The following is a 21,803-nucleotide window of genomic DNA, read 5'->3' as shown; positions in this document are numbered from 1 at the left end:
CTCGTTGCGGCGGCGACCGGAAAGAGCCTGCCGGCTCATGTGCAGCCCGAGAGCTTTTGTCGGCCACGTGACTCCCGTGGATATGAGTGATTCCGGCCCGGATGGCGACGATGGCCGGCTGCGCTCGTGGCTGTTGCTCACCGCCAACCGCGCCGTCGTCGCCGCGCTGCTGACCGGCGGGCTGTTCGTCGCGCTCCTCGCCGTCGGCGCGGTCAACACGATCCCGTTGCGCACGCTGATCCGGCAGGGAACGCACGTCGAGCGGCTGTTCCAGTCGTTCGTCATGTCGCTGGTCACCGGGATCACGCTCGTCGTCACGCTCAATCAGCTCGTCCTCTCGCGCGAGCTCGGCCCGCTCGGCGAGCAGCGCGACCGGATGGCCGGTGCGGTCGATTTCCGTCAGGACATCGAGTCGTTCACCGGCTCGGTCGCACCGGCCGACCCCGCCTCGTTCATGCGGACGTTCATGCAACTGAGCGAGGATCGCGCGTCGTCGCTCGAAGCGGCGGTCGCCGACAACGAGGACGACGCCGTGCGCGAGGGCGTGACCGATCTCACCGAGCGCATGGGCGAGCACGCGGCCACGATCGGCGATCGACTCTCAGACGCCGATTTCGGCGATTTCGACGTCATCGGCACCGTTTTGAACTACGATTACTCCTGGAACATCTACGCGACGCGGCGGGTCAGGTCGGCCTACGCCGACTCGCTCGACGAGACCGAACACGAGGCCTTCGAGGAGCTACTCGACGTGCTCTTCCTGTTCGGCCCGGCGCGCGAACACTTCAAGACGCTCTACTTCCGGCGGGAGCTGGTCGACCTCTCGCGTGACATCCTGTACACCGGCGTGCCGGCCCTCGCCGTCTCGATCGCGGGACTGCTCTATTTGAACCCGAACTCGGTTATCGGCTCGACGCTCGGCATCGAGAACGTCGTCTTCGTCGTCAGCGCGGCCGCCGCGGTCGCCTCGGCCCCGTTTTTCGTGCTCGTGGCCTACATCATCCGTCTCGGAACGATCGCCCAGCGAACGCTCGCCATCGGCCCGTTCGTCCTCCGCGATTCGCAGCGCTCGCTCAATCTCGAAATGGAGGACGACCGATGAGTGATTCCGGCGCCCACGCACGCCCGACCCGCCGCCGCTTTCTCGCGCTCGTCGGCGCGGGCGTTCCCGCCGCTCTCGCCGGCTGTAGCGACCGGCCCGACACCGCCGACTACGACGCCGGCCGAACGGTCGATCCGTCCGCGGCCAACGAATCGAACGCCAGCGCGGCAGCTGCCGCCGCGGCACGTGCCGAGCGTGTCGGCAGCGACTACGCCGTCCCGCTCGACGTGCTCGCCCTCCGAAGCCACGAACTCGACGTCAAGGACGACTACCGCGGCGTCGTGATCCAGGGCACCGTCGAGAACACCAGCCAGCAGCGCGTCGAGCTGGTCGAGGTCCGCACGCGTGTCTACAACGACGACGGCGAGCAGCTCGGGCGCTATCTCGACAGCACGCACGACCTCGCGGCCGGCGCGACTTGGAGTTTCGACGTCATCGTGCTCGAAAAACCGGACGACGTCGGCTCGTACGAGATCGCCGTGCTCGGCTCGCTCGCCTGATTACGGGACGATCTGCTCGCCGTCCTCGTGGATCGTGATGGCGTCGACGGGACAGACACGGGCGGCGAACTTCGCGTCCAGCTCGGCATCCTCGGGCACCTCGCGGACGAATTTTTCGGGCTCTTCTTCCTCGCCATCGACCAGGATCGCCTTGCCGGCGTCCTCGTCGCGCTCGAACCCCTCCCACTCGGCGACGCACTGGAACATACCGATACAGGTCTCGCGATCGAATTCGACTCGCATGCGCTCGCTTCCCCCGGCGCGACCATATGGCTGACGGCTACTCCGACGGTTTAAACGGTGAGCGGCACACAGAAAGGGGTAATGAACGTCTCGGAGCTGTCGGCGGTCCCGGAGTGGCTGCCCGAGCATCTGGGCGGGGAGGGGATCGAGGAGCTCTACCCGCCTCAGGCGGAGGCCGTCGAAGCGGGCGTTACCGAGGGCGAGAGTCTGGTCGCGAGCGTCCCCACGGCGTCGGGAAAGACACTGATCGCCGAACTCGCCATGACCGCAAGCGTCGCCCGCGGCGGCAAAGCGCTCTACATCGTCCCGCTGCGCGCGCTCGCCGGCGAGAAACGCGCCGAGTTCGAGACCTTCGAGCAGTACGGCCTCACCGTCGGCGTCTCCACCGGCAACTACGATTCGGACGGCGAGTGGCTCGCGACCTGTGACATCATCGTCGCGACCAGCGAGAAGGTCGATTCACTCGTCCGCAACGACGCACCCTGGATCGATCAGTTGAGCTGTGTGGTCGCCGACGAGGTCCATCTCGTCGACGACGGTCATCGCGGTCCCACGCTGGAGGTCACGCTCGCGAAACTCCGCCAGCGAAATCCCGGCCTGCAGACCGTCGCGCTCTCGGCGACGATCGGCAACCCCGAGATCCTCGCCGACTGGCTCGACGCCGAACTCGTCGACTCGACCTGGCGACCGATCGATCTCAAGAAGGGCGTCCACTTCGGCCAGGCGATCCATCTGGAAGACGGTGAACAGCACGAACTCGGTGTCAGGGACGGCGAGAAGCCGACTGCCGCCATCGTGCGCGACACGCTCGCCGACGAGGGATCGACGCTCGTGTTCGTCAACTCACGGCGCAACGCCGAGGCCGAGGCCCGTCGGCTCACGAGCACGGTCGAGGGGGCGCTCACGGCCGACGAGCGCGACCGACTCGCCGATATCGCCGCCGAGATCCGCGACGTGAGCGACACCGAGACGAGTGCCGATCTGGCCGACGCGGTGGAGGAGGGGGCGGCGTTCCACCACGCCGGGCTCGCCTCGGATCACCGCGAACTCGTCGAGGAGGCCTTTCGCGATCGCCTGCTCAAGGTGGTGTCGGCGACGCCGACGCTCGCGGCCGGCGTCAACACGCCGAGTCGCCGGGTCGTCGTCCGCGACTGGCGGCGCTACTCGGGCGAGGCCGGCGGGATGGAGCCGCTCTCCGTTCTCGAAGTCCACCAGATGTGTGGGCGGGCGGGCCGGCCGGGCCTCGACCCCTACGGCGAGTCGCTGCTGCTCGCAAAGAGCCACGACGAACTCGACGAACTGTTCGACCGCTATATCTGGACCGAACCGGAACCCGTCCGCTCGAAACTCGCCGCCGAACCCGCCCTCCGCACCCATCTGCTCGCCACCGTCGCCTCCGGGTTCGCCGGCTCGCGCTCGGGACTGCTCGAATTTCTCGATCGGACGCTCTACGCGACCCAGACCGACGAGGGCGGTCGTCTCGAACGCGTCATGGACTCGATGCTCGACTATCTCGTCGCCAACGATTTCCTCGAACGCGACGGCGACGATCTGACGGCGACCTCGCTCGGTCACACCGTCTCGCGGCTCTATCTCGACCCGATGAGCGCCGCCGAGATCGTCGACGGTCTCGAGAGCGCCGACGAGCGCCCGACCGCCCTCGGACTCTTCCACCTCGTGAGCCGCACGCCCGACATGTACGAGCTCTACCTGCGCTCGGGCGATCGCGAGGAATACACCATGATTGCCCACGAGCACGAGACCGAATTCTTGGGCAGCGTGCCGAGCGAGTTCGAGGAGCGCTGGGACGACTGGCTCTCGGCGCTCAAGACCGCCAGCATGCTCGACGACTGGGCGAGCGAACTCGACGAGAGTACGATCACCGATCGTTACGGCATCGGCCCGGGCGATCTCCGCGGGAAAGTCGACACCGCCGAGTGGCTGCTGTCGGCCGCCGAGCGCCTCGCGGGCGAACTCGGACTGGAGTGGGCACCGGCAGTCAGGGAGGCCAGAACGCGCGTCGCCCACGGCATCCGTACGGAGCTCATCGATCTCGCGGGCGTGCGCGGCGTCGGTCGCAAGCGCGCCCGTCGGCTGTTCGAGACCGGAATCGAAACCCGTGCCGACCTCAGAAACGCCGAGAAATCGGTGGTGCTGGGTGCACTACGTGGACGGACGAAGACCGCCGAGAACGTCCTGGAGAACGTCGGGCGGAGCGATCCCTCGATGGACGGGGTCGAACCGGCGGGATCGGTCGCGGTCGTCGGCGACGAGTCGGACGAGAACGACCAGTCGAGCCTCGGTGAGTTCTGATGGTCGGCACCCGGAGGCGACTCTGATGGAACTCGTCGAAGGGCGGGCGACGATCGAGGACGTCGACGAGTTCGTCGCCCGGCTCGGCACGATCGGTGACGAACACGACTGTACGGTACAGGCGTTCGACGCGCGCTATATCGTTTCACGAACCCATCTCGACCGTGCACTCTCGCTCGCCGATCGAGCGCGCGAGCGCGGCGAGGCGATCGCACGCGAGCGCGCGGTCGAGATCCTCCTCTACACCGCCGGTCGCCGTCAGATACAGCAGGCGCTCGAACTCGGTGTGGGCGAGGGCGACCAGCCGGTCGTCGTGCTCGTCACGGCCGAGGAAGGTGGCGACGAACGAGCAGCGGCGGACGAGATCGAACCGCTGCTCGACGCCGCGGACACTCTCGGTGATTTCGACGAGCAGCGCGTCCGCGAGTTTTTCGACATCAGCAAGCGGGAACTCGCGGCGACGGACGCGGCTCTCGCTGATCTCGTCCACGAGCGAGTCGCATTGCTCGACGTCGAGAAGTGATCGTTACGGCGCGAGGCGCTCTTCTCCCCCGCACCGTCGCGAGAACATCCTGCTACTGAGACGCCGAAAGAGTCGATTCAGTGGACGGAGACGTCGGAAACGACGTTGAGCAGATAGACGCCCCCGATGATGAGTGCGATCCCGATCGCCCCGGCCGGATCGATCCGTTGGTCGAGGAACAGCGTTCCGATGACCGTGATGAGAACGATCGCGACCGCCGACCAGGTCGCGTACACCGGTCCGATCGGCAACTGATCCAGGATCAGGCTGAGGAGGTAGAACGACGTCAGATAGCCAGCGATCAGCACGCCGGTCGGGAGGAGGTTCGAGAACCCGTCGGCGTATTGCAGCGCAGTCGTTCCGATGACCTCGGAGACGATCGCCGCGGCAAGCAGTACGTAGGGGTTCATCAGTGTATCTGAAGCCACCGTGTGTATAGTTCGATCGAAAAAGTGTGAGATCAATCGGTGCGACACTTTCCAAAACGATCCCGTTCCCCCGCGGCGTGACCCGATAGCGTATCATGTGGGTGTGTATCGTGATTGGTGCGAACGCTCATACCCTCGCTCGTCCGAGAGGTAGGTATGAACGAGGGGCTGGTCGGCGTGGAGTCGAAGCGAATCGAGATCGACGTCGGCGACGAATCGGTCGGGATCCGGTATCTCGCGGCCGGCGAGGGAGAGTGTGTAATCCTGCTCCACGGCATCGGTCTCGACGCAGCGAGCGTCTCGTGGAAGCACACGCTCCCGACGCTCGCCGAAGACCACCGCGTGATCGCGCCCGATTTCCCGGGCCACGGCGAGAGCGACGGGGCCAGCGAGTACACGATGGAGTCCTATCGCGCCGTGCTCGCCGGACTGTTCGACGCGCTCGATATCGAGCGCGCGAGCCTGGTCGGGATCTCGATGGGTGGGGCGGTCGCGCTCGGGCACGCGCTCGATCACCAGGAACGGATCGAGCGGCTCGTCCTCGCCGATAGCTATGGACTGGGCCGTGACGCAGCGTGGCGACCCGGCGGGGCGGCGCTGCTCAACACGCCGGGGATCGACGGCTGGCTGGGCGCTGGCCTGGCGAATCCGGCGCTGGTCGCGAGCAGTCTCGCCGGGTTGACGGTCACTCCCTCCGCGGAGTTCGTCGCCGACGTCGAGCGGGCGGTCGAGCCATCGGCAGCCAGCGCGCTCGCGGCGTGGCAACGCGACGAGTTCCGCGCCTGTGGCCTGCGAACGTGCTATCTCGATCGCCTCGACGAACTGGACGTGCCGACGCTGTTGATCCACGGGCGCGAGGACCCGATCTTCCCGATCGCGTGGTCCGAGCGGGCCGCCGAACGCATCCCGAACGGCGAGTTCGTCCCGTTCGAGCGGTGTGGCCACTGGCCGCCGCGGGAGCGCTCCGAGAAGTTCGATCGCGTCGTCGGCGACTTCCTCTAGGGTTCGTCGAGCATGACGACCGCCTCGCCGTCGATGGCCGTCTCGTCGCCGCTCGTCACCGTGGTCCGGAGCCGGTAGCGGCTCTCGCCGAGGTCCTCGACGATCTCGCACTCGGCGGTCACGCGATCGCCGATGGCGACCGGGTTGTGGAACTCCTCGTCCTGGGAGAGATAGATGACGAGCCCGGGCAGGCGCGCGAGCGCGGCGCTGATGAGGCCGGAGACGAGCGTGCCGTGGACGATGCGCTCGCCGAACATCGTGCTTTCGGCGTACTCGTCGTCGAGGTGGAGTGGGTTCGTGTCGCCGCTGGCCGCTGCGAACGCGCGCACGTCGTCGTCGGTGAGCCGTTTCGAGAACGTGACCTTGTCGCCGACCGCGAGCGCGTCGCGGCGCTCCTCGGTGAGTTCGACGGTCCACTCCGGTCGCTCTTCGCCGGCATCGACGTCCCCGTCGGTGTCGACGCCGAAGGCGGCGAGCGTGGCGCGGTTGGCTGCGAGGACGCTGTCGAGGAAGTACGTTGAGTTGCGAACCCACGCGTCGGTCAGCGTGGAGGGGCTCGATTCTGAACTCATGGGGCTGTCCGGGCTACGGGACCGACGTACATAAGCGATTCCGACTCCCATGCAGGTGCTTTTTGTACGCTTCGAGCGTCGATTCGGTGGATTTCGGCGAAAGCGCTCGTGAAGACAGCTTTCGACCACCGATTCTCGAACCGCTCTCTGCCACTCGATGGGTTTCAATGGCATTCGGCGCAACGCTTATCCACTCAGGGGAGCTACGGGAGAGCGAGCGATGACCGACGAAGACGACGCGACGTGGCCGCCGGCGCTGTGGGCACAGCAGTTCCAAGAGGCGAGCGAACAGGCCGTCGAGCAGCAGACGGAGTTCGCCAAGCAGCTGATGAACGTCGGCGGGTCGGGGCCGAGCAGTCTGTCGGAGATCGCCGCCACGAGCATGGGGACGGCGACGTTCAAGACGCGCGTCCAGAGCGGCGGGCGCATCTCGATCCCCGACGCCGAGCGCGAGGCGCTCGACATCGAGGAGGGGGATATCGTCCAGACGGTCGTCGTCCCGGTCAAGCGAAACAGGGAGGATTCATGAACCAGTACACCACACCGATCGAAGCGACGTTCGCGATGCAGCGCACAGTTCTGGAGCAGAGCCAGCGGGCCGTCGAGCAGGGGTTCGATCTCCAGCGAAACGCCGGCGAGATGCTGCTCTCGAGCATCGAGAGCCAGGAGACGTTCCAGCGTCAGGGCGTCGAAGCCGCCGAAACCGCTGCCGAGAGCTACTTCGAGGCGATGGAGACCGCGACGCCCGCCGGCACGAACGTCCGTGCGTTCCGCGACAACGCCGACGAGGGGTTCGACCGGCTGAAGGAGCTCCACGCCGAGAGCTTCGACCAGCTCGAAGCGTCCGTCGAGGAGGCGCTCGACGGTCACGACGAACTCACCGAGGAGTCGGTCGCGGCGATGGACGAGGGCGTCGACGAACTGTTCGCGGCACACGAACAGCTCCAGGAGGGGACGGTCGAACTGGTCGAGCAGGCCGCGACGCGCAACGAGGAGTTCGCCGAGCGCTTCGGCAGCCAGCTCGACGAGCAGGTCGAGCGCATGGCCGACATCCAGGAGCAGTTCGAGGCCCAGTCCGATCGCCAGCTGGAGCAGGCCTCGGAGTTTCAGGAGCAGCTCCAGTCACAGGTCGAGCAGTTCCAGGAACAGCTCGAAGCGCAGGCCGAGCAGTTCGAGACGCAGGTCTCGGCCTGAGCGGACATAGATTTTTCAGACAACCACACCAATGAGCAGTATGAGCGACACCGATCCCGAGGAGGTTCAGGAGCGCTGGACGACGATGATGAACGACATGAACGACGCGGTCGCCGAATCGTTCGAGCAGAACATGGAGGCCCAGGCCGCGTTCATGGAGTCGTGGATGGGCGCGTTCGAGGACTCGACGCCCGATTCCGACACCGTCGAGGACGGAATGGCGGGCTACGGCCGTGCCTACGAGGTCTGGCTCGAGGCCGCCGAACGGATGAACTCGCGCATCGCCGACGCCGCCGAGGGCGAGGACGTCGCGGTGAGCGAGTTCCGCGACATCTGGCTCCAGAGCGCCAACGAGGCGTTCTCCGAGGTGATGGGGACGACGGCCTTCGCCGCCGGCACGGGCGAACTGGTCGGCGACATGCTGGAGCTCCAGCAGGAAGTCGACGAGATGAGCCAGGACACCCTCGAAAGCCTCGGCTTCGCCACCCGTGACGACGTCGACGAGGTGGCCGAGCGGCTGATCGAGCTCGAACGCCGCCAGCACGAGGTCTCACAGAAACTCGACCGGCTGCTGGAGGAGTAGATGAGCGAGCGCCCTTCGGCCTTCGACCCGTTCTCGCTGAGCCTCGACGCCCAGCGCCAGAGCTTCGAGGCCGCCGCCGACGCGATCGAGAAGACCGAGATCGCCCCCGAACAGCTCGCACAGATGGCTTCCGTCGAGGTCGGCCAGACCGACAGCGAGGTCGTCTACACCGAGAACAAGCTCGAACTGCTGCACTACGAACCACGGACGGACGAACAGCACGACGTTCCGATCCTGGTCATCTACGCGCTGATCAACAAACCGTTCATCCTCGATCTCCAGCCCGATCGGTCGGTGATCCGGCGGCTGCTGGAGGCGGGCTTCGACGTCTACATGATCGACTGGAACGAGCCCTCACGGCTCGATCAGCATCTCACGCTCGAGGACTACGTGACCCGCTACATCGACAACTGCGTCGACGTCGTGCGCGAGCAGTCGGGTCAGGACGCGATCAACGTCCTCGGCTACTGCATGGGCGGGACGATGTCGGCGATGTACGCCGCACTCAACCCCGAGAAGGTGCGGAACCTCGGTCTGATGGCTGCGGGGCTCTGCTTCGACGACACGGGTGGCGTGCTCGAACTCTGGGGTGACGACCAGTACTTCGATCCGGACGAACTCAAAGACGCCTACGGCAACGCGCCAGCGGAGATGCTCGACGTGGGGTTCGCGCTGATGGATCCCGTCTCCAACTACGTCTCGAAGTACGTCCGCCTCTACGACAACCTCGAAAACGACGACTTCATCGAGAACTTCGGGCGGATGGAGCGCTGGCTCTCGGAGGGGATCGACGTCGCCGGCGACACGTTCGCCCAGTTCGTCACGGAGATCTACCAGGAGAACAAGCTCTACAACAACGAGCTCTCCCTGGGTGATCAGCACGTGGACATCGGGAACATCGACATGCCCGTTCTCCAGATCACCGGCGAGTACGATCACCTGATCCCCTCGGAGACGAGCATCCCGTTCAACGACGTGATCGGCAGCGACGACACCGAGGTCATCGAATATTCGACGGGTCATATCGGTCTCTCGGTCTCGGGCAGCTCCCACGAGAACGTCTGGCCCGAGGTCTGCGAGTGGTACGAGGAGCGCTCGCAGCTCGACGACGCCGAAGAAATCGAGATCGACGACGCGAGCGCCGCGGCCGACGAGGCGGTCGATACGCAGGAGCCGACCAGTACCCACGACGACACCGACGAAACGACCGACGGCTCCGAGAGCGCCGACGACGTCGAGAGCGTCTCGGGCATCGGGGCGACCTACGCCGACCGACTGCGCGAGGCGGGGATCGAGACGACCACCGATCTGGCGGCCGCCGACGCCGGGACGGTGGCCGACGCCGCCGAGATCCCCGAGAGCCGTGCCGAGGAGTGGCTCTCGCAGCTCTCCGAGTAGCTCCAACCATATAAGAAAATTTTCATAATATAGACAACTATAAACGCGTCCGTATCGTTGAGGAGTGTACTGCCCTGCCGTGCGGGGGTGGGGGTGAGTTATCATGAAAGTCGGCGTAGAATGCGAATACTGGGTAGTCGACGAAACGGGCGCGCTCCGCGACGGGCGCGAACTGGTCACGGCACACGAGTGCGTCGAACCCGAGTTCGTCGCCGCGATGATCGAGGTCAAGACGCCGCCGGTCGCGAGCGAGCGCGAACTCCGCGAGACGCTGCAGTCGACGCTCCGGACGGTGCTCGCCGCGGCCGACACAGAGGGGTTACGCCTCGTCCCGCTCGGAACGCCGCTCGCCGAGGGTATCTCGCCGATCGTGAGCGATCGCGGGCGACTCCTCGAACGGATCTACGGCGACGGACTGACGCCCGCGACACAGTGTGCTGGAACGCATATCCACTTCGATGCCGGCAACGTCATGCGCCAGGTGAACCTCCTTACGGCGCTCGATCCCGCGCTCGCACTCGTGAGCTCGTCGCCGTACTACGTCGGTGAGGGCGGTCTGTCAGCCTCGCGCCCGCACGCCTATCGGACGCTGTGTGGCCCGGAGTTCGTCCGGTTTCGCGACCTCTGGGAGTACACGAGCGACGCTGGCGCGTGGGACGAGCATCTCGACGCCGCCTACGAGTCGTTCCGTGCGATCGCGCTCGATCGGGGCGTCACGGCCAGTGAGTTCGCGACCCACTTCCGATCCGACGACGTCATCGCGTCGCCGATCCGTGTGCGACGGGATTTCCCGACCGTCGAGTGGCGGACGCCCGACACGGCACTGCCTTCGCAGATCGCCACGCTGACCGACGACGTCGCGCGGCTCGTGGCCCAGACTGGGACGAAGCCGGTCGAGATTGGCGAGCCGGGGGTCGGTTCACACCGCATCCGCGTGCCGCCGTTCGAGGATCTCACGCGGCTCACGACGGCGGCGATGACGGACGGGCTCGCCTCGCGAGCGGTGTGGTCGTATCTCGAACGGCTGTCGATCGATCCGCGGAACTACCGCCCGATCGCGGCGGAGATCGGCAGTCACGCGCGCATCTCGGAGGCCGACGCGAGGCGGCTCCGGCTCGAATACGCCGACCGACTCGAGGAGGACGTGCGGACGCTCCTGGATGGGGTGAGCGCACGCCAGCGCCCCTTCTCGGACGCGAGGGGTGTCTCGGGGGCCATCGCGACCGGAACGGTTCACGGTGAGTTCCGGGATCTCCTGTAACGATCGCGACTCGTCCGCGTCGCCTGTTCTCGGTCCGTTGCAGCGGCCGAAGCCATCGAATCACAACGTACAATAGTCGAGAGTTCCATGGTTTTTATAGAATGCAGCGGCCCCGGATCGCGCTTCTCAACGCCTCACAGGAGCCCTCCACGGTCCGAAACTTCCGCCGCGAACTCGACGCCGATCTCGTCGAGTTCGCCGTCCGCGAGGAGCTCCCCGAAACGTTCGCCTTCGACGCCGCGGTCGTCACCGGTTCGCGCGCGTCGGTCTACTGGGACGAGCCCTGGATCGACGCGCTGGTCGAGTGGGTCGACGAGGCCACCGACCGCGAACTCCCCCTTCTCGGCGTCTGTTTCGGCCACCAGGTGCTCGCCGAGGCGCTCGGCGGAACGGTCGAGGACATGGGCGAGTACGAGATCGGCTATCGCGAGGTCGAGGGCGACGGACTGCTGTTCGACGACACGGTGATGGCCTTCACGACTCACTCCGATGTCGTGACTGAGCTCCCGCCCGGTGCCGAGCGAACCGCCGAGAACGACTACGGCATCCACGGCTTCCGCGCCGGGAACGCCTTCGGCGTGCAGTTCCACCCCGAGTACGACATGGCAACCGCACGGACCGTCACGCGGGGCAAGGAACTCCCTGACGAGCGCATCGAGCGCGTCCTCGACGGGATCACCGAAGAGAACTACGCGGCGGCCTGCGAGGCGAAGTCGCTGTTCGAGAACTTCACCGACTACGTTCGCGGGGTCGACCGACCCGAGAGTCGCGTCGCGTAACGGATCGTTACTGATCGGCGCGCCCGAACAGGTGGGTCGTCTCGACCTCCGCCGCGATCTCGCCGAGCAGCGCGGTCGCGTCGGAGTACTGGAGGATTTTCCCCATGTCACCTTCGACCTCCAGATCACCGCTCATCGCCGACGGGATCGGCTCGCGATCGCCATCGACGAGCGCCGACCAGGTTTCGTGTGTGCCGCGCAGCCTGAATCCGACGTCGCGCTCGGCGGGATCCTCGACGACCGCGACCTCCTCACAGCCGCCGTCCTTCAGCCCGATGAACGCGTAGACGGTGCCGTCGACGATGTGTTCGTCGAGCTGTCGCAGGAGATCACGGCTCTTCTCCGGGAGTTCCGCCCTGACTTCCTCGTCGATCAGTTCGTTCGCCGTGTCGAGCGGGATGTCCGCGAGTTGGTCGCGCAACTCGTCGGGGAGGCCGGCCATCGCCTCGTCGGGGAGATCGCCGAGCGTCGTCTCCGCGACGGGAACGTCGGTGATGACGAAGTAGATGTCACCGTTGAAATCGACGCCCCAGCCGGCCCCCGCCTCGTCGAGTGCCTCGCTGTCGTCGAGCCGATCCTTGTACGCCGCCAGCCATTGCTCGGTCGGATAGAGCGCCATTCGTTTCGTCGGAACACGGAGGCGGGCAAAACGGTTGCGCGTCGGATACGGGGGAATTTATCAGGGTCTGCCGTGTAGGTCTTCCATGCTCGACTACGTGGGGTTGGAAGCCGATCTCGGTCAGGAGGAGCGGATGATCCGCGATACGGCCCGGGAGTTCGTCGACGAGAACGTCGCTCCCGACATCGGGTCGCACTTCGAGAACGGCACCTTCCCCGAGGAGCTCATCACCGAGATGGGCGAGCTGGGATTCTACGCGCCGAATCTGGAAGGATACGGCCTCCCTGGAGTCTCCGAGACGGCCTACGGACTCCTGATGCAGGAGCTCGAAGCGGGCGACTCGGGCATTCGCTCGATGGCGAGCGTCCAGGGCGCATTGGTGATGTACCCCATCCACGCCTTCGGCTCCGAGGAACAGAAGGAACGGTGGCTGCCCGATCTCGCGAACGGCGAGAAGATCGGCTGTTTCGGGTTGACCGAACCCGAACACGGCTCGAACCCCGCGGGGATGGAAACCCGCGCCGAGCGTGCCAGCGGGCACGCAGGCGACGAGTACGTTCTCTCGGGCTCGAAGACCTGGATCACGAACTCGCCGATCGCCGACGTCGCCGTCGTCTGGGCGCGCGACACGTCGGCCGAGGGGTCGCCCGTGCGGGGTTTTCTGGTCGAGACGGACAAGGAGGGCGTGAGCACGAACGAGATCGACGAGAAGCTCTCGATGCGTGCTTCGGTTACGGGCGAGATCGGGCTGTCGAACGTCCGGGTGCCCGAATCGGCGGTGCTGCCGGGTGTCGAAGGGATGAAAGGCCCCCTCTCGTGTCTCACGCAGGCCAGATACGGTATCACCTGGGGTGCGGCCGGTGCGGCGCGCGACTGTTTCGAGACGGCCCGCGACTACGCGACCGACCGCGAGCAGTTCGACACGCCGATCGCGAGCTTCCAGCTCCAGCAGGGCAAACTCGCCGAGATGGCCACCGCAATCACGACCGCACAGCTGCTCTCCCATCGGCTGGCCGATCTCAAGGAGCGCGGCGACCTCAGGCCCCAGCAGGTCTCGATGGCGAAGTACAACAACGTCAGCATGGCGCGCGACCAGGCCCGCGTGGCCCGCGAGATGCTCGGCGGCAACGGGATCACCACCGACTACTCCCCGATGCGCCATCTCGCCAACATGGAGACCGTCTACACCTACGAGGGCACCCACGACATCCACTCGTTGATCCTCGGCCAGGATCTCACCGGGTTTTCGGCGTTCGAGTAGGGTCAACCGTTAAGGGGCCCCCATTCATTTGCGATCCATGACCCGCCGTGTCTTGCTCGACACCGACACCGCCGGCGACGACACGCAGGCCGTCCTGCTCGCGGCGCTGGCCGACTCGATCGACCTCGAAGCGCTGACGATCGTCGCGGGCAACGTCCCGTTCGAGCACGAAGTCGAGAACGCCAAACACACTCTAGAACTCGCGGACGCTGCCGACGACGTCCCGGTCTACGAGGGTGCGCGCACACCGCTCGTCAAGGGGATCGAACACGCGACCCACGTCCACGGCGAGGCCGGTCTCGGCGGTGATCTCGTCGCCGACACCGATATTCCGTCGGCCGACGGCCATGCCGTCGATACGATCGTCGAGACCCTGCGCGAGTCGCCGGGCGAGGTGACGCTCGTCTGTATCGGCCCGCTCACCAACGTCGCGCTCGCGCTCCAGCGTGAACCCGACCTCGACGAGCTCGCCGACGAGATCTGGGTGATGGGTGGGGCGGTCGGCACGTTCGGCAACGACACGCCCGCCGCCGAGTTCAACTTCTGGGTCGATCCCGACGCGGCGAAGGTCGTCCTGCGCGAGTGTGACGTCACGCTCGTCGACTGGGGGCTCTGCGTTCGCGACGGAACCTTCGACGCCGACACCCTCGCGCGTCTCGACGACGGCGATACGCCGTACGCCGACTTCTTCGCCGAGATCTCGAAACGGGCCCGCGAGATGAATCGCGAGCGAACCGGCGAACCGAGCGCGACCCAGCCCGACCTGCTCACCGCCGCCTGCATGCTCCACCCCGAACTCGTCACCGACGCCGAGACGCTGTACGTGGACGTCGACGAGCGCGAGGGGATGACGCGCGGCTACAGCCTCGTCGACGTCAATGGTATCACGGACGGCGAGCCCCGAACCCGGGTCGTCCGAGAGATCGACGCCGATCTGTTCGAGCGCATCGCGAGCGACATGCTCCACCACGGCGATCCCGAGCGCTCGCTCTGACGGAAAATCGTTCGTTCCGACCTAGCCCGGTTAGCGCCGTATCGGCGCGTCGGCGCTCACGACCTTCCCCAACTGATCGCGGTGGTCGGCGACGAACCGGTAGGCGTCCTCGCGGAGCCGCTCGTAGTCGGCGAACCCGTTCAGGAACGTGAACGGTTCGGTCGGGAGTTTGCCCATGCGCAGCAGGACTTCCTCGGTGGCTTTCCCACAGGAGTAGACCGTCTCGTCGGCGATGAGGTGGACGCAGTCCTCGTACTCGTCGGGCAGGCGGTGCTGCTCGTCGGGCGTGAGTTCGGCAAACCCGACTGGTTCGAAGTCGCCGTTTCTGACGGCCCAGTCGGCACACCACGTACAGAACCCACAGTCGTCGTCGTAGACGAGTCGCGGCTGTTCGGACATACTGCTGTTTGATGCGGGCGCGCGAAAAATACCGTCGGTTCGTCGGCTCAGTGTGTGCCTTGGAGATGGACGCCGTCGTCGTCGACGGTGTCGACCATCTCGTCGCGCAGCGCGTAGGTGTCGTCGTCGGTGTCGCCGAAGCCGAGGCTCGCCTTCACTTCGTCGGTCAGTCCCGGGTCGAGATCGACGTACGCCGTGTCGTTCTCGACGTCGGCGACGGTGCCGACTTCCTCGCCGTTGACGTCGTAGACGTCCGTTCCCGGGTCGATGTCGTTGGTATCCATCATCGCGGATACAGAGAGGACGTGTGACGGGCTATCGTTTCTGCCGTCGAGTGCAAGGTCAGTCGTCGGCGATCTCGTCCCAGAAGTCGATATCGTCGTCCTCGTGGAAGAACCCCGAGAGCACGCGCTCGTCCTCGTCGCCACCGGGTGGCGTGCCGGCGTAGATTCCGAGCGCGTCCGCGTCGGGATAGCCGACGACGTCCGGTTCGTCCATCGTCGAGATCACGAGATATCGCACGGGCTCGTCGCCGTCGTTGACGACGCGATGGGCGTGCTCCGCACCGGTGGGAAGGGCGACGTACGTTCCCGCCGCGAGCTCCTCTTCCTCGTCGTCGAGGCGCAGTGTGGCAGTTCCGGAGAGCACGTACAGCGCCTCCTCGTTTCTCGTGTGGTAGTGGTAGGGCCACGCCCGCTCGCCGGCCGGCAGTTCGTAGAGGCTACAGCCGATATCGTCACCGCCGGCGGCTGCGCCGAGCTGTTTCCGACGGAATCCGGTGTCGTCGGGGCCGATCGTGCTCCAGTCGACGTCGGATTCGTTGATGGGCATCGAGCAGGTCGTGGTGGCCGGCACTGATAGTCGCTGTCCCGATCCGCCACTCTCCTCTTCTCGTCTCTATTCACCCCTTCGTTTCCTCCTCCTCCCGCCTTCCCTCCCTCTCCCTCTCCTCTCGTATATGCACCCGCGTATGCCCGGCCGAGGGGTTATGCAGCCGGTCGCCAGAGGGCAGGTATGCGACGTCGGGACGCACTCGTCACGCTCGCGGCGGTCACGACGACCGGCTGCCTCGGCGGCGTGCGCTCGACGCTGGGTCTCGACGAGGAGGAGCCGCCGAAACCCGTCGAACCCACCAAACCGCTCGGCCAGTACGACTGCCCGAAGTTCCAGAACTTCGACTTCGACGCGGTGAAACGCACGATCTGCTATCGGGAAGACGACGACGGGCCGAAGGCGATCAACTACACGACCTCTAAACGCGAGGCGCATCCGCCGCCCGATCTGATCGAGTTCACGATCGAGCGCGTCGGCTCCGGGGCGGCCTTCTACGTGATCTCGGGCGGTCTCGTGACACGGCTCACCGACGAGGGCTGGCGACTCGTCGCACCTACGAACGGATCGAGCGCCGACGAAGCCAACCCGGTCGCGCTCCGCTCGGGCGAGTCGTACACCTGGACGGTCGGGATCGGCGGGGAGAGTCCCGACGAATCGCCCGGCGACGGCCCGCTCCGCCTCGGCGACGTCGGCCCCGGTATCTACGCGTTCCGGGCGCGCGGGCGGCTCGACGACGGTATCACCGATCCACAGGACATCGACGTGGCTCACGCGATGCTGTTTGCGGTGCGAAATCCGGGCGCATGAGAATCAACGGTCCGAGCGGTCGATGTCGAGCTCGTCCTGCAGGCCGGCGAGGGCGTCGTCGTCGGCGAGTTCGCTCAGGCGTTCGCGGAGGTGTTCGCGGCAGAGGCCGACCTTCAGGGCGTCCTTCTCGACGGCGACGTCTGCCTCGCGGTCGCAGTAGTGACACTGCATCAGACGGGTTTGGAAGCGACGGGCATTGAACCCTCCGCTATCCCGCCCGCGCGCCGTCCTTTGCTTGCGATAGCCGGCTCACGGTCGCGGCACACCTTCGGGGAGCGACGCGGCCAGCCGTTCGCGGAACGCGTCGTACTCGTCCCCATCGAGGCCGGCTCGACCCAGAACGTTGTCGTGGGCGTCGCTACCGCCAGTTTCGAGCAGTCCGTGCCGTTCGATCGCGCGCGTGACGGGCGCGACGTCGACCGGTCGGTCGTAGTCGTAGTAGCGTTCGATGGCGTCGACGTGATCGGACGCCGCGAGCGCGAGTGCGGCCGCCGGATCGCCGTAGCGAAGCGGGTGTGCGAGCGAGACCACGCCACAGGCGTCGGCGAGCAGCGCCGCGCCGCGCTCGAACGTCGGGAGATCGCGCGCGACGAAACAGGGACAGTCGTTGCCGATGACCTCCGCGAACGCGCCCTCGTAGTCGTAGTCGGCGTCGCTGCGGGCGATGGCACGGGCGATGTGTGGGCGACCGATCCCTTCGGTCGGTTCGAGCGCGAGATCGCAGTCGAGGCGCTCCTCGACGCAGTCGATGATCGCTCGCCCGCGCTCGATGCGGTCGTCCTGGAGCCGATCGAGCTCTCTTCGGAGCTCCGTGGTCGGCGTCACACCGTAGCCCAGCAGGTCGACCTGGCCGCTTTCGGTCTCGACACGGAGTTCGATGCCGTGGATCGCCGTCGTGCCGTCGAGATCGTCGATCGGCGTTTCCAGATCCGGATGGAGGCGTTCGTGGTCGGTGATGGCGACCACGCCGACGTCGGCCGTCCGGGCCGCATCGGGGACGTCGGCGAGCGCCATCCGGCCGTCCGAGTTCGTCGTGTGGACGTGGAGGTCGGCAACCGGCATTGGCCGATGGAGACGGGCCGCGAATAAGTCCGTTCTGGGCGACCCCACTCCTAGATGATCTACTAGGTCACGGGGAGAATCTCCAGACAACGTTTATGAAGGTTCGTCTATCCCGATCTATCATGCAGTTCATGGCGGACGTGGACGAGCGACTCGATGCGCACAGCTACCCGATCACGACGGACGAGCTCATCACGGCCCACGGCGATCTCGAGATCCCGCTGCCGAACGGGGCGGAGACCTTCGGCGACGCGCTCTCCCGCGTGGAGCCGATGACCTTCGAGTCCGCCGAAGAGGCACGACTCACCACCTACAGCGCGATCGGCGAGGGAGCGATCGGTCGCAAGAACTACTCCGACCGCGATCCGACGGCGCTCGGCGTCGAGGGCCACGAACCGGTCTCGCTGTGAGGCGTGCGGTTGCGCGTCGTTACGGATCGATGCCGGCCGCAGTGAGATCGAGTGCCATTTCGCCGTCGCAATAGCCCGTGATGGAGCCGTCCGGCCGTGCGCGGAAGACGACCGCCGGACGGTAGCCGACGCCCGATCGCTCGCCCGTGAGGGCGGCCCATTCGTCGTCACGAAAGGAGCTACAGTCGACGAACAGCACCGTCCCGGGATGGGCGGCGAGCTGGCCATCGGTCTTCGAGAGCGCCGTCTCGCGGGCGGCCGCCGTCGGCGTGTCGGCCGCCCGACCGGTTGGACGGCTCGGTCGCGTGACCTCGACGAGCGTGCTCTCGCCATCTCTCGTCGCCCGGAAATCGAGTGCGTAGCCCGAGTCCAGCTCGATCTCCGGACGGACGGCGTAGCCGGCGTCGGCGAGCAGTTTCGCGGCGTTGAACTCGGCCATCGTCGCGCTCATGCGGGTTCGATCGAGGCGCTCGCTGGTGCCGAGTTTTGAAGCCATTGTGTAGCGATAGTCGTCGAGCACCCCCGTCGAGAGGAACCGTTCGTAGAAGCCGAGCGCCGCGTCGCGGTCGGCGTCGGGAAAGCCCGCGGCGTGATCGGCGAAGAAGGTGCGCGTACTCTCGCGGCCGTCCTTCGAGAAGAACACCGGGAGGAAGAACCACGAGAGGTGTTCGTACCGGGCGAGCCACGGGTCCTGCAGCTCCAGTTCGGCGAGCAGTTCGCGCTGTGCCCAGCGCGACACGGGGTAGGGAACCTCCGTGAAATCGTACTTCTCGGTGCGCCAGAGCGCTTCCGGGGTCTGGGTGTTGCCGAGCCAGAAGGCGTCGTCGTTCCAGACGAAGAGCGCGCGGTCGCCGTTGTCCATCTCGAGTCGGCGACCAGTGTAGCCACGCGGCGGCTTGAACCAGGGGGTCGTGAGTCGTGCGCCGATCGATGCATCGAGCGGTTCGTAGAGGTCACGACGGAGACGAGCGAGATCCCAGTGGTCGTGGGAACGACGGAAACGGAGCGGTCCGGCCACGATCCTTCGAGGCGGGCCGGGCGTTTACCCGTGTCGATCGTGCCGGTCGGTGTCGATCTGTCGGGATCCTCACCACCGATACATTCATGGTCGTGAGTGAACAACGACACAGTGTATCACTATGTCAATGGGTGCCTATGACGCGGCCGAACACCAGCGCCGCGAGGAGAAAGCCAGTGCGGTCGATGCGAGTAGCGACGACGAGCGCAGCGATTACGAGGGAACCGTCGAGTACGACGTTGCGGACGATACCGAGGATCTCCTCGCGCAGTTCCGCGAGATCAAATCGCGGTAGCGCCCGCATCGCCCTCCCCGTTGTGCCACAGCAACCACATCGAGACGCCTGTCACCACGACGACCGCCGAGACGTGTGCGAGCAACACGGCGAGGAGCACGGGATAGTCGAGCACGAACGGGACGAGCAGGAGCTGGAGCAGGCCGAACGCGATCGTCTCGACGTCGGCCTGCAGTAGCGTTCGTGCAGTCTCGTCGTCGAAGACATAGCGGTAGGAGCGCCAGACGGCCGTCACCGTCGCCCACCAGCCCGTGCCGATGCGATAGCAGACGTCCCAGAGCACCATGAGCAGGAAGTAGACGACCAGGACCGGTGGGTTCGGCCCGAGCAGGCGATCGAGAAACGGCGCGCGGCCGCTCGCGGGATTGGGCACGAACAGGTAGGTGAGCATCGCGCTGAAGGCGAGTACCGCCAGCACGACCTCCATGTTCGAGCCGAACAGTAGTCGGCGATAGGCGGTCGGCATCTCGACGCTGCGGATGCGCCGGGCGACGCGGACCATCTCGATCGAACCGATGCCGGCGACGAAGACGGCGGCGCTCCCCGCGAGCGCGACGTTCCAGAGGTCGTAGTACCAGGCGAGCACGATCACGCCCACCTCGAAGACGCCGAGCTGGATGGCGAGCGCGAGCGTCGTCGAGACCTCGATGCCGGGGAGCGCGCCGACGATACTCTCGTAGGTCCACGTCTCGCCGAACTCGGGGCCGCTCATCAGTTCGCCCGCGCGCGTTCGGCGGGGCGTTCGGGTGCGGGCTCGGCTGCGACGCCGAGCGCCCGCTCGACGGCCGTCTCGAACTCCGTGCGCTCGATCGGGACCAGTTCTTCGATGCGCGTGTCGGTGACGACGACGCGGTTTTTCAGCCCCAAAATCAGCGGGTGGGCGACCGATCTCGGGACGCTGGTGACGAGATCGACCCAGTAGGCCGAGAGCTGTGGCGAGAGCACCGGCACCGGGACGATGTGGAGCGATCGCCCCGCGATCGCGGCCGTGCGCCGGAGCAGTTCCTGGTAGCTGAGCACCTCGGGGCCGCCGATCTCGTAGGTGTCGGCGGCGGTTTCAGGAACGTCGAGCACGCCGACGAGATAGCTCACGACGTCGGCGATGGCGATCGGCTGGCACTCGGTGCGCACCCAGGTCGGCGTGACCATCACCGGCAGGCGGTGGACGAGCTGCTCGACCATCGCGAAACTCGACGAGCCGTCGCCGATGATGATCGCCGCCCGAAGCGTCGTGAGATCGAACGATCCCTTTTCGAGGATCGTCTCGACCTCGCGGCGCGACTGGAGATGTTCCGAGAGTCGCTCACGCGTCTCGCCGAGCCCACCGAGATAGAGCACTCGAGAGACACCCGCCTCGCTCGCCGCGCGCTGGAAGTTGTGTGCTGCCTTCCGATCGCGCGCGGCGAAACCAGTGCCCGAGTCCATCGAGTGGATGAGATAGTAGGCTGCTTCACAGCCGTCGAGAGCACCCTCGAAGCTCCCCGGATCGAGGATGTCACCCTCGCGGACGTCCGCGGCCGGCCCGTCGTAGCCGTCAGCGTCGCGGGTGAGCACGACCACCTCGTGACCCGCCGCGAGGAGCGCGGGCACGAGCCGACTGCCGACGAAACCCGTCGCACCGGTGACCAGAACGCGCATGTGGACGCGAGGAGCGGACGGGCCATAAGTTCACGCTCGGCGGTAGCGGCTGGTCGGAAACCTCTCGATCCACCATCGATTGCGGTGGCGCGCGGGAGCGCACCGAAGGTGCGCGACTCGTGCGAGGGATGAGCGAGCGACGTGAGCGAAGCGAACGCAGCGAGCGAATCGGCTGGGGAGGTATGTGGGCTGTGCGGGGCGGTTGCGGTCCCTCATTGTCGTCAGTAGTCGCGCTGTGCGGGCGGTCACAATTGGCAACCGGATCATCGAGTTCGGTCTCCTCAAGCCATCATCGTTGAGAAAGTGCTATCCGCGTCCACACCCGATCAGAATCATGGCCACCGAGCCGTGTGACGGCTGTGGGCGGTCGGTGCAGATCGCTGGCGGCGTCGCCAATCTCTGGACGTTCGGCGGCGACGAGAGCGGCGGTCTCACGCTCGAGTTTACCGACGATTCGGAGCATTTCCTCTGCTACGACTGCATCGACGAACTACCCGAGAATCCACGGGCGGCCGACGTTGCCGCCCTCGACGAGCGGGCGTAGTGCGTTTCATGGCGGCTGGTTCAT

The 21,803-nt window shown here is 66.2% G+C and carries 29 protein-coding genes; 17 read left to right on the top strand and 12 right to left on the bottom strand.

Features of this window, described 5'->3' with window-relative positions:
• Positions 1–82: 82 nt before the first annotated feature.
• The gene (locus C451_RS08940) at positions 83–1,102 is read left to right on the top strand and encodes a hypothetical protein (RefSeq protein ID WP_007739874.1); all 1,020 of its coding nucleotides are present in this window, start codon (positions 83–85) and stop codon (positions 1,100–1,102) included.
• The gene (locus tag C451_RS08935; RefSeq protein WP_007739873.1) at positions 1,099–1,602 is read left to right on the top strand and encodes an FxLYD domain-containing protein; all 504 of its coding nucleotides are present in this window, start codon (positions 1,099–1,101) and stop codon (positions 1,600–1,602) included. The genes C451_RS08940 and C451_RS08935 overlap by 4 nt, the downstream gene beginning before the upstream one ends.
• On the opposite strand, the gene C451_RS08930 is transcribed toward C451_RS08935, so the two are convergent.
• Positions 1,603–1,845, bottom strand: a complete 243-nt coding sequence (locus C451_RS08930) for a ferredoxin (RefSeq protein ID WP_007739871.1) — start codon at positions 1,843–1,845, stop codon at positions 1,603–1,605. It lies immediately after the preceding gene.
• Between the two features lie 81 nt (positions 1,846–1,926).
• Between C451_RS08930 and C451_RS08925 the strand changes: the two genes are divergently transcribed.
• Both C451_RS08925 and cgi121 read left to right on the top strand, forming a co-directional pair.
• Positions 1,927–4,158 carry an ATP-dependent DNA helicase gene (locus C451_RS08925; RefSeq protein ID WP_007739869.1) on the top strand — a complete coding sequence of 744 codons (2,232 nt, stop codon included), beginning with the start codon at positions 1,927–1,929 and terminating at the stop codon, positions 4,156–4,158.
• Between the two features lie 25 nt (positions 4,159–4,183).
• Entirely contained in the window at positions 4,184–4,681 is a 498-nt protein-coding gene (cgi121, locus tag C451_RS08920; RefSeq protein ID WP_007739867.1) for a KEOPS complex subunit Cgi121, read from the top strand.
• A 77-nt stretch (positions 4,682–4,758) separates the two neighbouring features.
• On the opposite strand, the gene C451_RS08915 is transcribed toward cgi121, so the two are convergent.
• The gene (locus tag C451_RS08915; protein WP_007739866.1) at positions 4,759–5,091 is read right to left on the bottom strand and encodes a DMT family transporter; all 333 of its coding nucleotides are present in this window, start codon (positions 5,089–5,091) and stop codon (positions 4,759–4,761) included.
• Positions 5,092–5,265: 174 nt separating this feature from the next.
• Between C451_RS08915 and C451_RS08910 the strand changes: the two genes are divergently transcribed.
• Positions 5,266–6,111, top strand: coding sequence for an alpha/beta fold hydrolase (locus tag C451_RS08910; RefSeq protein ID WP_007739857.1), 846 nt, complete (start codon positions 5,266–5,268; stop codon positions 6,109–6,111).
• Here the strand turns inward: C451_RS08910 and C451_RS08905 are convergent.
• Positions 6,108–6,683 carry a MaoC family dehydratase gene (locus tag C451_RS08905; RefSeq protein ID WP_007739856.1) on the bottom strand — a complete coding sequence of 192 codons (576 nt, stop codon included), beginning with the start codon at positions 6,681–6,683 and terminating at the stop codon, positions 6,108–6,110. The two genes, C451_RS08910 and C451_RS08905, sit on opposite strands and share 4 nt — an antisense overlap.
• A gap of 220 nt (positions 6,684–6,903) precedes the next feature.
• Here C451_RS08905 and C451_RS08900 point away from each other — a divergent pair, with 220 nt between their 5' ends.
• From C451_RS08900 to C451_RS08875, 6 genes are all read left to right on the top strand, one after another.
• The gene (locus C451_RS08900; protein ID WP_007739855.1) at positions 6,904–7,212 is read left to right on the top strand and encodes an AbrB/MazE/SpoVT family DNA-binding domain-containing protein; all 309 of its coding nucleotides are present in this window, start codon (positions 6,904–6,906) and stop codon (positions 7,210–7,212) included.
• Positions 7,209–7,877, top strand: a complete 669-nt coding sequence (locus tag C451_RS08895) for a hypothetical protein (protein WP_007739854.1) — start codon at positions 7,209–7,211, stop codon at positions 7,875–7,877. Before C451_RS08900 ends, C451_RS08895 begins: the two co-directional genes overlap by 4 nt.
• A gap of 40 nt (positions 7,878–7,917) precedes the next feature.
• On the top strand, positions 7,918–8,460 hold the full coding sequence (locus tag C451_RS08890; protein WP_007739853.1) for a poly(R)-hydroxyalkanoic acid synthase subunit PhaE: 543 nt from the start codon (positions 7,918–7,920) through the stop codon (positions 8,458–8,460).
• Positions 8,461–9,858 carry a class III poly(R)-hydroxyalkanoic acid synthase subunit PhaC gene (gene phaC, locus C451_RS08885; protein WP_007739851.1) on the top strand — a complete coding sequence of 466 codons (1,398 nt, stop codon included), beginning with the start codon at positions 8,461–8,463 and terminating at the stop codon, positions 9,856–9,858.
• A gap of 103 nt (positions 9,859–9,961) precedes the next feature.
• Entirely contained in the window at positions 9,962–11,119 is a 1,158-nt protein-coding gene (locus tag C451_RS08880) for a glutamate-cysteine ligase family protein (protein WP_007739850.1), read from the top strand.
• Between the two features lie 101 nt (positions 11,120–11,220).
• The gene (locus C451_RS08875; protein WP_007739849.1) at positions 11,221–11,898 is read left to right on the top strand and encodes a type 1 glutamine amidotransferase; all 678 of its coding nucleotides are present in this window, start codon (positions 11,221–11,223) and stop codon (positions 11,896–11,898) included.
• A gap of 7 nt (positions 11,899–11,905) precedes the next feature.
• Here the strand turns inward: C451_RS08875 and C451_RS08870 are convergent, their stop codons facing one another.
• On the bottom strand, positions 11,906–12,517 hold the full coding sequence (locus C451_RS08870; RefSeq protein WP_007739848.1) for an SCP2 sterol-binding domain-containing protein: 612 nt from the start codon (positions 12,515–12,517) through the stop codon (positions 11,906–11,908).
• 85 nt (positions 12,518–12,602) lie between these two features.
• On the opposite strand from C451_RS08870, the gene C451_RS08865 reads away from it, so the two are divergent.
• Positions 12,603–13,778, top strand: a complete 1,176-nt coding sequence (locus C451_RS08865) for an acyl-CoA dehydrogenase family protein (protein ID WP_007739847.1) — start codon at positions 12,603–12,605, stop codon at positions 13,776–13,778.
• Between the two features lie 37 nt (positions 13,779–13,815).
• Complete coding sequence (locus tag C451_RS08860) at positions 13,816–14,772, top strand: nucleoside hydrolase (protein WP_007739845.1); 957 nt, start codon at positions 13,816–13,818, stop codon at positions 14,770–14,772.
• A gap of 30 nt (positions 14,773–14,802) precedes the next feature.
• Here C451_RS08860 and C451_RS08855 read toward each other — a convergent pair whose 3' ends face one another.
• Genes C451_RS08855 through C451_RS08845 form a run of 3 tightly spaced genes read right to left on the bottom strand, consistent with a single transcriptional unit; the run spans position 14,803 to position 16,002 of the window.
• On the bottom strand, positions 14,803–15,171 hold the full coding sequence (locus tag C451_RS08855; RefSeq protein ID WP_007739840.1) for a DCC1-like thiol-disulfide oxidoreductase family protein: 369 nt from the start codon (positions 15,169–15,171) through the stop codon (positions 14,803–14,805).
• Between the two features lie 47 nt (positions 15,172–15,218).
• A complete protein-coding gene (locus C451_RS08850; RefSeq protein WP_007739838.1) occupies positions 15,219–15,455 on the bottom strand; it encodes a hypothetical protein in 237 nt (78 codons plus the stop codon).
• 58 nt (positions 15,456–15,513) lie between these two features.
• Positions 15,514–16,002 carry a cupin domain-containing protein gene (locus tag C451_RS08845; RefSeq protein WP_007739836.1) on the bottom strand — a complete coding sequence of 163 codons (489 nt, stop codon included), beginning with the start codon at positions 16,000–16,002 and terminating at the stop codon, positions 15,514–15,516.
• A gap of 183 nt (positions 16,003–16,185) precedes the next feature.
• Here C451_RS08845 and C451_RS08840 point away from each other — a divergent pair, with 183 nt between their 5' ends.
• The gene (locus tag C451_RS08840; protein WP_007739834.1) at positions 16,186–16,812 is read left to right on the top strand and encodes a hypothetical protein; all 627 of its coding nucleotides are present in this window, start codon (positions 16,186–16,188) and stop codon (positions 16,810–16,812) included.
• 3 nt (positions 16,813–16,815) lie between these two features.
• Here the strand turns inward: C451_RS08840 and C451_RS22895 are convergent, their stop codons facing one another.
• Positions 16,816–16,983 carry a DUF6757 family protein gene (locus C451_RS22895; RefSeq protein WP_004054369.1) on the bottom strand — a complete coding sequence of 56 codons (168 nt, stop codon included), beginning with the start codon at positions 16,981–16,983 and terminating at the stop codon, positions 16,816–16,818.
• A 78-nt stretch (positions 16,984–17,061) separates the two neighbouring features.
• Positions 17,062–17,874, bottom strand: a complete 813-nt coding sequence (locus tag C451_RS08835; RefSeq protein ID WP_007739831.1) for a PHP domain-containing protein — start codon at positions 17,872–17,874, stop codon at positions 17,062–17,064.
• 122 nt (positions 17,875–17,996) lie between these two features.
• On the opposite strand from C451_RS08835, the gene C451_RS08830 reads away from it, so the two are divergent.
• On the top strand, positions 17,997–18,284 hold the full coding sequence (locus C451_RS08830) for a DUF5789 family protein (protein WP_007739829.1): 288 nt from the start codon (positions 17,997–17,999) through the stop codon (positions 18,282–18,284).
• 19 nt (positions 18,285–18,303) lie between these two features.
• Here C451_RS08830 and C451_RS08825 read toward each other — a convergent pair whose 3' ends face one another.
• A complete protein-coding gene (locus C451_RS08825; protein ID WP_007739828.1) occupies positions 18,304–19,302 on the bottom strand; it encodes a DUF5784 family protein in 999 nt (332 codons plus the stop codon).
• Positions 19,303–19,423: 121 nt separating this feature from the next.
• Between C451_RS08825 and C451_RS22765 the strand changes: the two genes are divergently transcribed.
• On the top strand, positions 19,424–19,597 hold the full coding sequence (locus C451_RS22765) for a DUF5786 family protein (protein ID WP_241431223.1): 174 nt from the start codon (positions 19,424–19,426) through the stop codon (positions 19,595–19,597).
• Here the strand turns inward: C451_RS22765 and C451_RS08820 are convergent.
• Positions 19,584–20,309, bottom strand: coding sequence for a DUF7530 family protein (locus C451_RS08820; RefSeq protein ID WP_007739826.1), 726 nt, complete (start codon positions 20,307–20,309; stop codon positions 19,584–19,586). The genes C451_RS22765 and C451_RS08820 overlap by 14 nt on opposite strands.
• On the bottom strand, positions 20,309–21,235 hold the full coding sequence (locus C451_RS08815; RefSeq protein ID WP_007739825.1) for an NAD(P)H-binding protein: 927 nt from the start codon (positions 21,233–21,235) through the stop codon (positions 20,309–20,311). Before C451_RS08815 ends, C451_RS08820 begins: the two co-directional genes overlap by 1 nt.
• Positions 21,236–21,569: 334 nt before the next feature.
• Here C451_RS08815 and C451_RS08810 point away from each other — a divergent pair, with 334 nt between their 5' ends.
• Positions 21,570–21,779, top strand: coding sequence for a DUF7561 family protein (locus C451_RS08810; protein WP_007739824.1), 210 nt, complete (start codon positions 21,570–21,572; stop codon positions 21,777–21,779).
• Positions 21,780–21,803: the final 24 nt, after the last annotated feature.

Origin of the sequence: Halococcus thailandensis JCM 13552 (assembly GCF_000336715.1) — an archaeon.
GTDB classification, from domain to species: Archaea; Halobacteriota; Halobacteria; order Halobacteriales; family Halococcaceae; genus Halococcus; species Halococcus thailandensis.
Note: the sequence above shows the minus strand (reverse complement) of the source record. Positions and strands in the feature narration are given on the sequence as shown.

What these genes read in the sequence shown, in the direction of transcription:
- C451_RS08840 (WP_007739834.1), top strand. Translation starts at nt 16,186, where the DNA reads ATGCGACGTCGGGACGCACTCGTCACGCTCGCGGCGGTCACGACGACC.
- phaC (WP_007739851.1), top strand. Translation starts at nt 8,461, where the DNA reads ATGAGCGAGCGCCCTTCGGCCTTCGACCCGTTCTCGCTGAGCCTCGAC.
- C451_RS08915 (WP_007739866.1), bottom strand. Translation starts at nt 5,091, where the DNA reads ATGAACCCCTACGTACTGCTTGCCGCGGCGATCGTCTCCGAGGTCATC.
- C451_RS08940 (WP_007739874.1), top strand. Translation starts at nt 83, where the DNA reads ATGAGTGATTCCGGCCCGGATGGCGACGATGGCCGGCTGCGCTCGTGG.
- C451_RS08925 (WP_007739869.1), top strand. Translation starts at nt 1,927, where the DNA reads ATGAACGTCTCGGAGCTGTCGGCGGTCCCGGAGTGGCTGCCCGAGCAT.
- C451_RS08870 (WP_007739848.1), bottom strand. Translation starts at nt 12,517, where the DNA reads ATGGCGCTCTATCCGACCGAGCAATGGCTGGCGGCGTACAAGGATCGG.
- C451_RS22895 (WP_004054369.1), bottom strand. Translation starts at nt 16,983, where the DNA reads ATGCAGTGTCACTACTGCGACCGCGAGGCAGACGTCGCCGTCGAGAAG.
- C451_RS08865 (WP_007739847.1), top strand. Translation starts at nt 12,603, where the DNA reads ATGCTCGACTACGTGGGGTTGGAAGCCGATCTCGGTCAGGAGGAGCGG.
- C451_RS08850 (WP_007739838.1), bottom strand. Translation starts at nt 15,455, where the DNA reads ATGGATACCAACGACATCGACCCGGGAACGGACGTCTACGACGTCAAC.
- C451_RS08905 (WP_007739856.1), bottom strand. Translation starts at nt 6,683, where the DNA reads ATGAGTTCAGAATCGAGCCCCTCCACGCTGACCGACGCGTGGGTTCGC.
- C451_RS08890 (WP_007739853.1), top strand. Translation starts at nt 7,918, where the DNA reads ATGAGCGACACCGATCCCGAGGAGGTTCAGGAGCGCTGGACGACGATG.
- C451_RS08895 (WP_007739854.1), top strand. Translation starts at nt 7,209, where the DNA reads ATGAACCAGTACACCACACCGATCGAAGCGACGTTCGCGATGCAGCGC.
- C451_RS08935 (WP_007739873.1), top strand. Translation starts at nt 1,099, where the DNA reads ATGAGTGATTCCGGCGCCCACGCACGCCCGACCCGCCGCCGCTTTCTC.
- C451_RS08835 (WP_007739831.1), bottom strand. Translation starts at nt 17,874, where the DNA reads ATGCCGGTTGCCGACCTCCACGTCCACACGACGAACTCGGACGGCCGG.
- C451_RS08875 (WP_007739849.1), top strand. Translation starts at nt 11,221, where the DNA reads ATGCAGCGGCCCCGGATCGCGCTTCTCAACGCCTCACAGGAGCCCTCC.
- C451_RS08855 (WP_007739840.1), bottom strand. Translation starts at nt 15,171, where the DNA reads ATGTCCGAACAGCCGCGACTCGTCTACGACGACGACTGTGGGTTCTGT.
- cgi121 (WP_007739867.1), top strand. Translation starts at nt 4,184, where the DNA reads ATGGAACTCGTCGAAGGGCGGGCGACGATCGAGGACGTCGACGAGTTC.
- C451_RS08830 (WP_007739829.1), top strand. Translation starts at nt 17,997, where the DNA reads ATGCAGTTCATGGCGGACGTGGACGAGCGACTCGATGCGCACAGCTAC.
- C451_RS08810 (WP_007739824.1), top strand. Translation starts at nt 21,570, where the DNA reads ATGGCCACCGAGCCGTGTGACGGCTGTGGGCGGTCGGTGCAGATCGCT.
- C451_RS08930 (WP_007739871.1), bottom strand. Translation starts at nt 1,845, where the DNA reads ATGCGAGTCGAATTCGATCGCGAGACCTGTATCGGTATGTTCCAGTGC.
- C451_RS08880 (WP_007739850.1), top strand. Translation starts at nt 9,962, where the DNA reads ATGAAAGTCGGCGTAGAATGCGAATACTGGGTAGTCGACGAAACGGGC.
- C451_RS08910 (WP_007739857.1), top strand. Translation starts at nt 5,266, where the DNA reads ATGAACGAGGGGCTGGTCGGCGTGGAGTCGAAGCGAATCGAGATCGAC.
- C451_RS08900 (WP_007739855.1), top strand. Translation starts at nt 6,904, where the DNA reads ATGACCGACGAAGACGACGCGACGTGGCCGCCGGCGCTGTGGGCACAG.
- C451_RS22765 (WP_241431223.1), top strand. Translation starts at nt 19,424, where the DNA reads ATGTCAATGGGTGCCTATGACGCGGCCGAACACCAGCGCCGCGAGGAG.
- C451_RS08860 (WP_007739845.1), top strand. Translation starts at nt 13,816, where the DNA reads ATGACCCGCCGTGTCTTGCTCGACACCGACACCGCCGGCGACGACACG.
- C451_RS08845 (WP_007739836.1), bottom strand. Translation starts at nt 16,002, where the DNA reads ATGCCCATCAACGAATCCGACGTCGACTGGAGCACGATCGGCCCCGAC.
- C451_RS08815 (WP_007739825.1), bottom strand. Translation starts at nt 21,235, where the DNA reads ATGCGCGTTCTGGTCACCGGTGCGACGGGTTTCGTCGGCAGTCGGCTC.
- C451_RS08820 (WP_007739826.1), bottom strand. Translation starts at nt 20,309, where the DNA reads ATGAGCGGCCCCGAGTTCGGCGAGACGTGGACCTACGAGAGTATCGTC.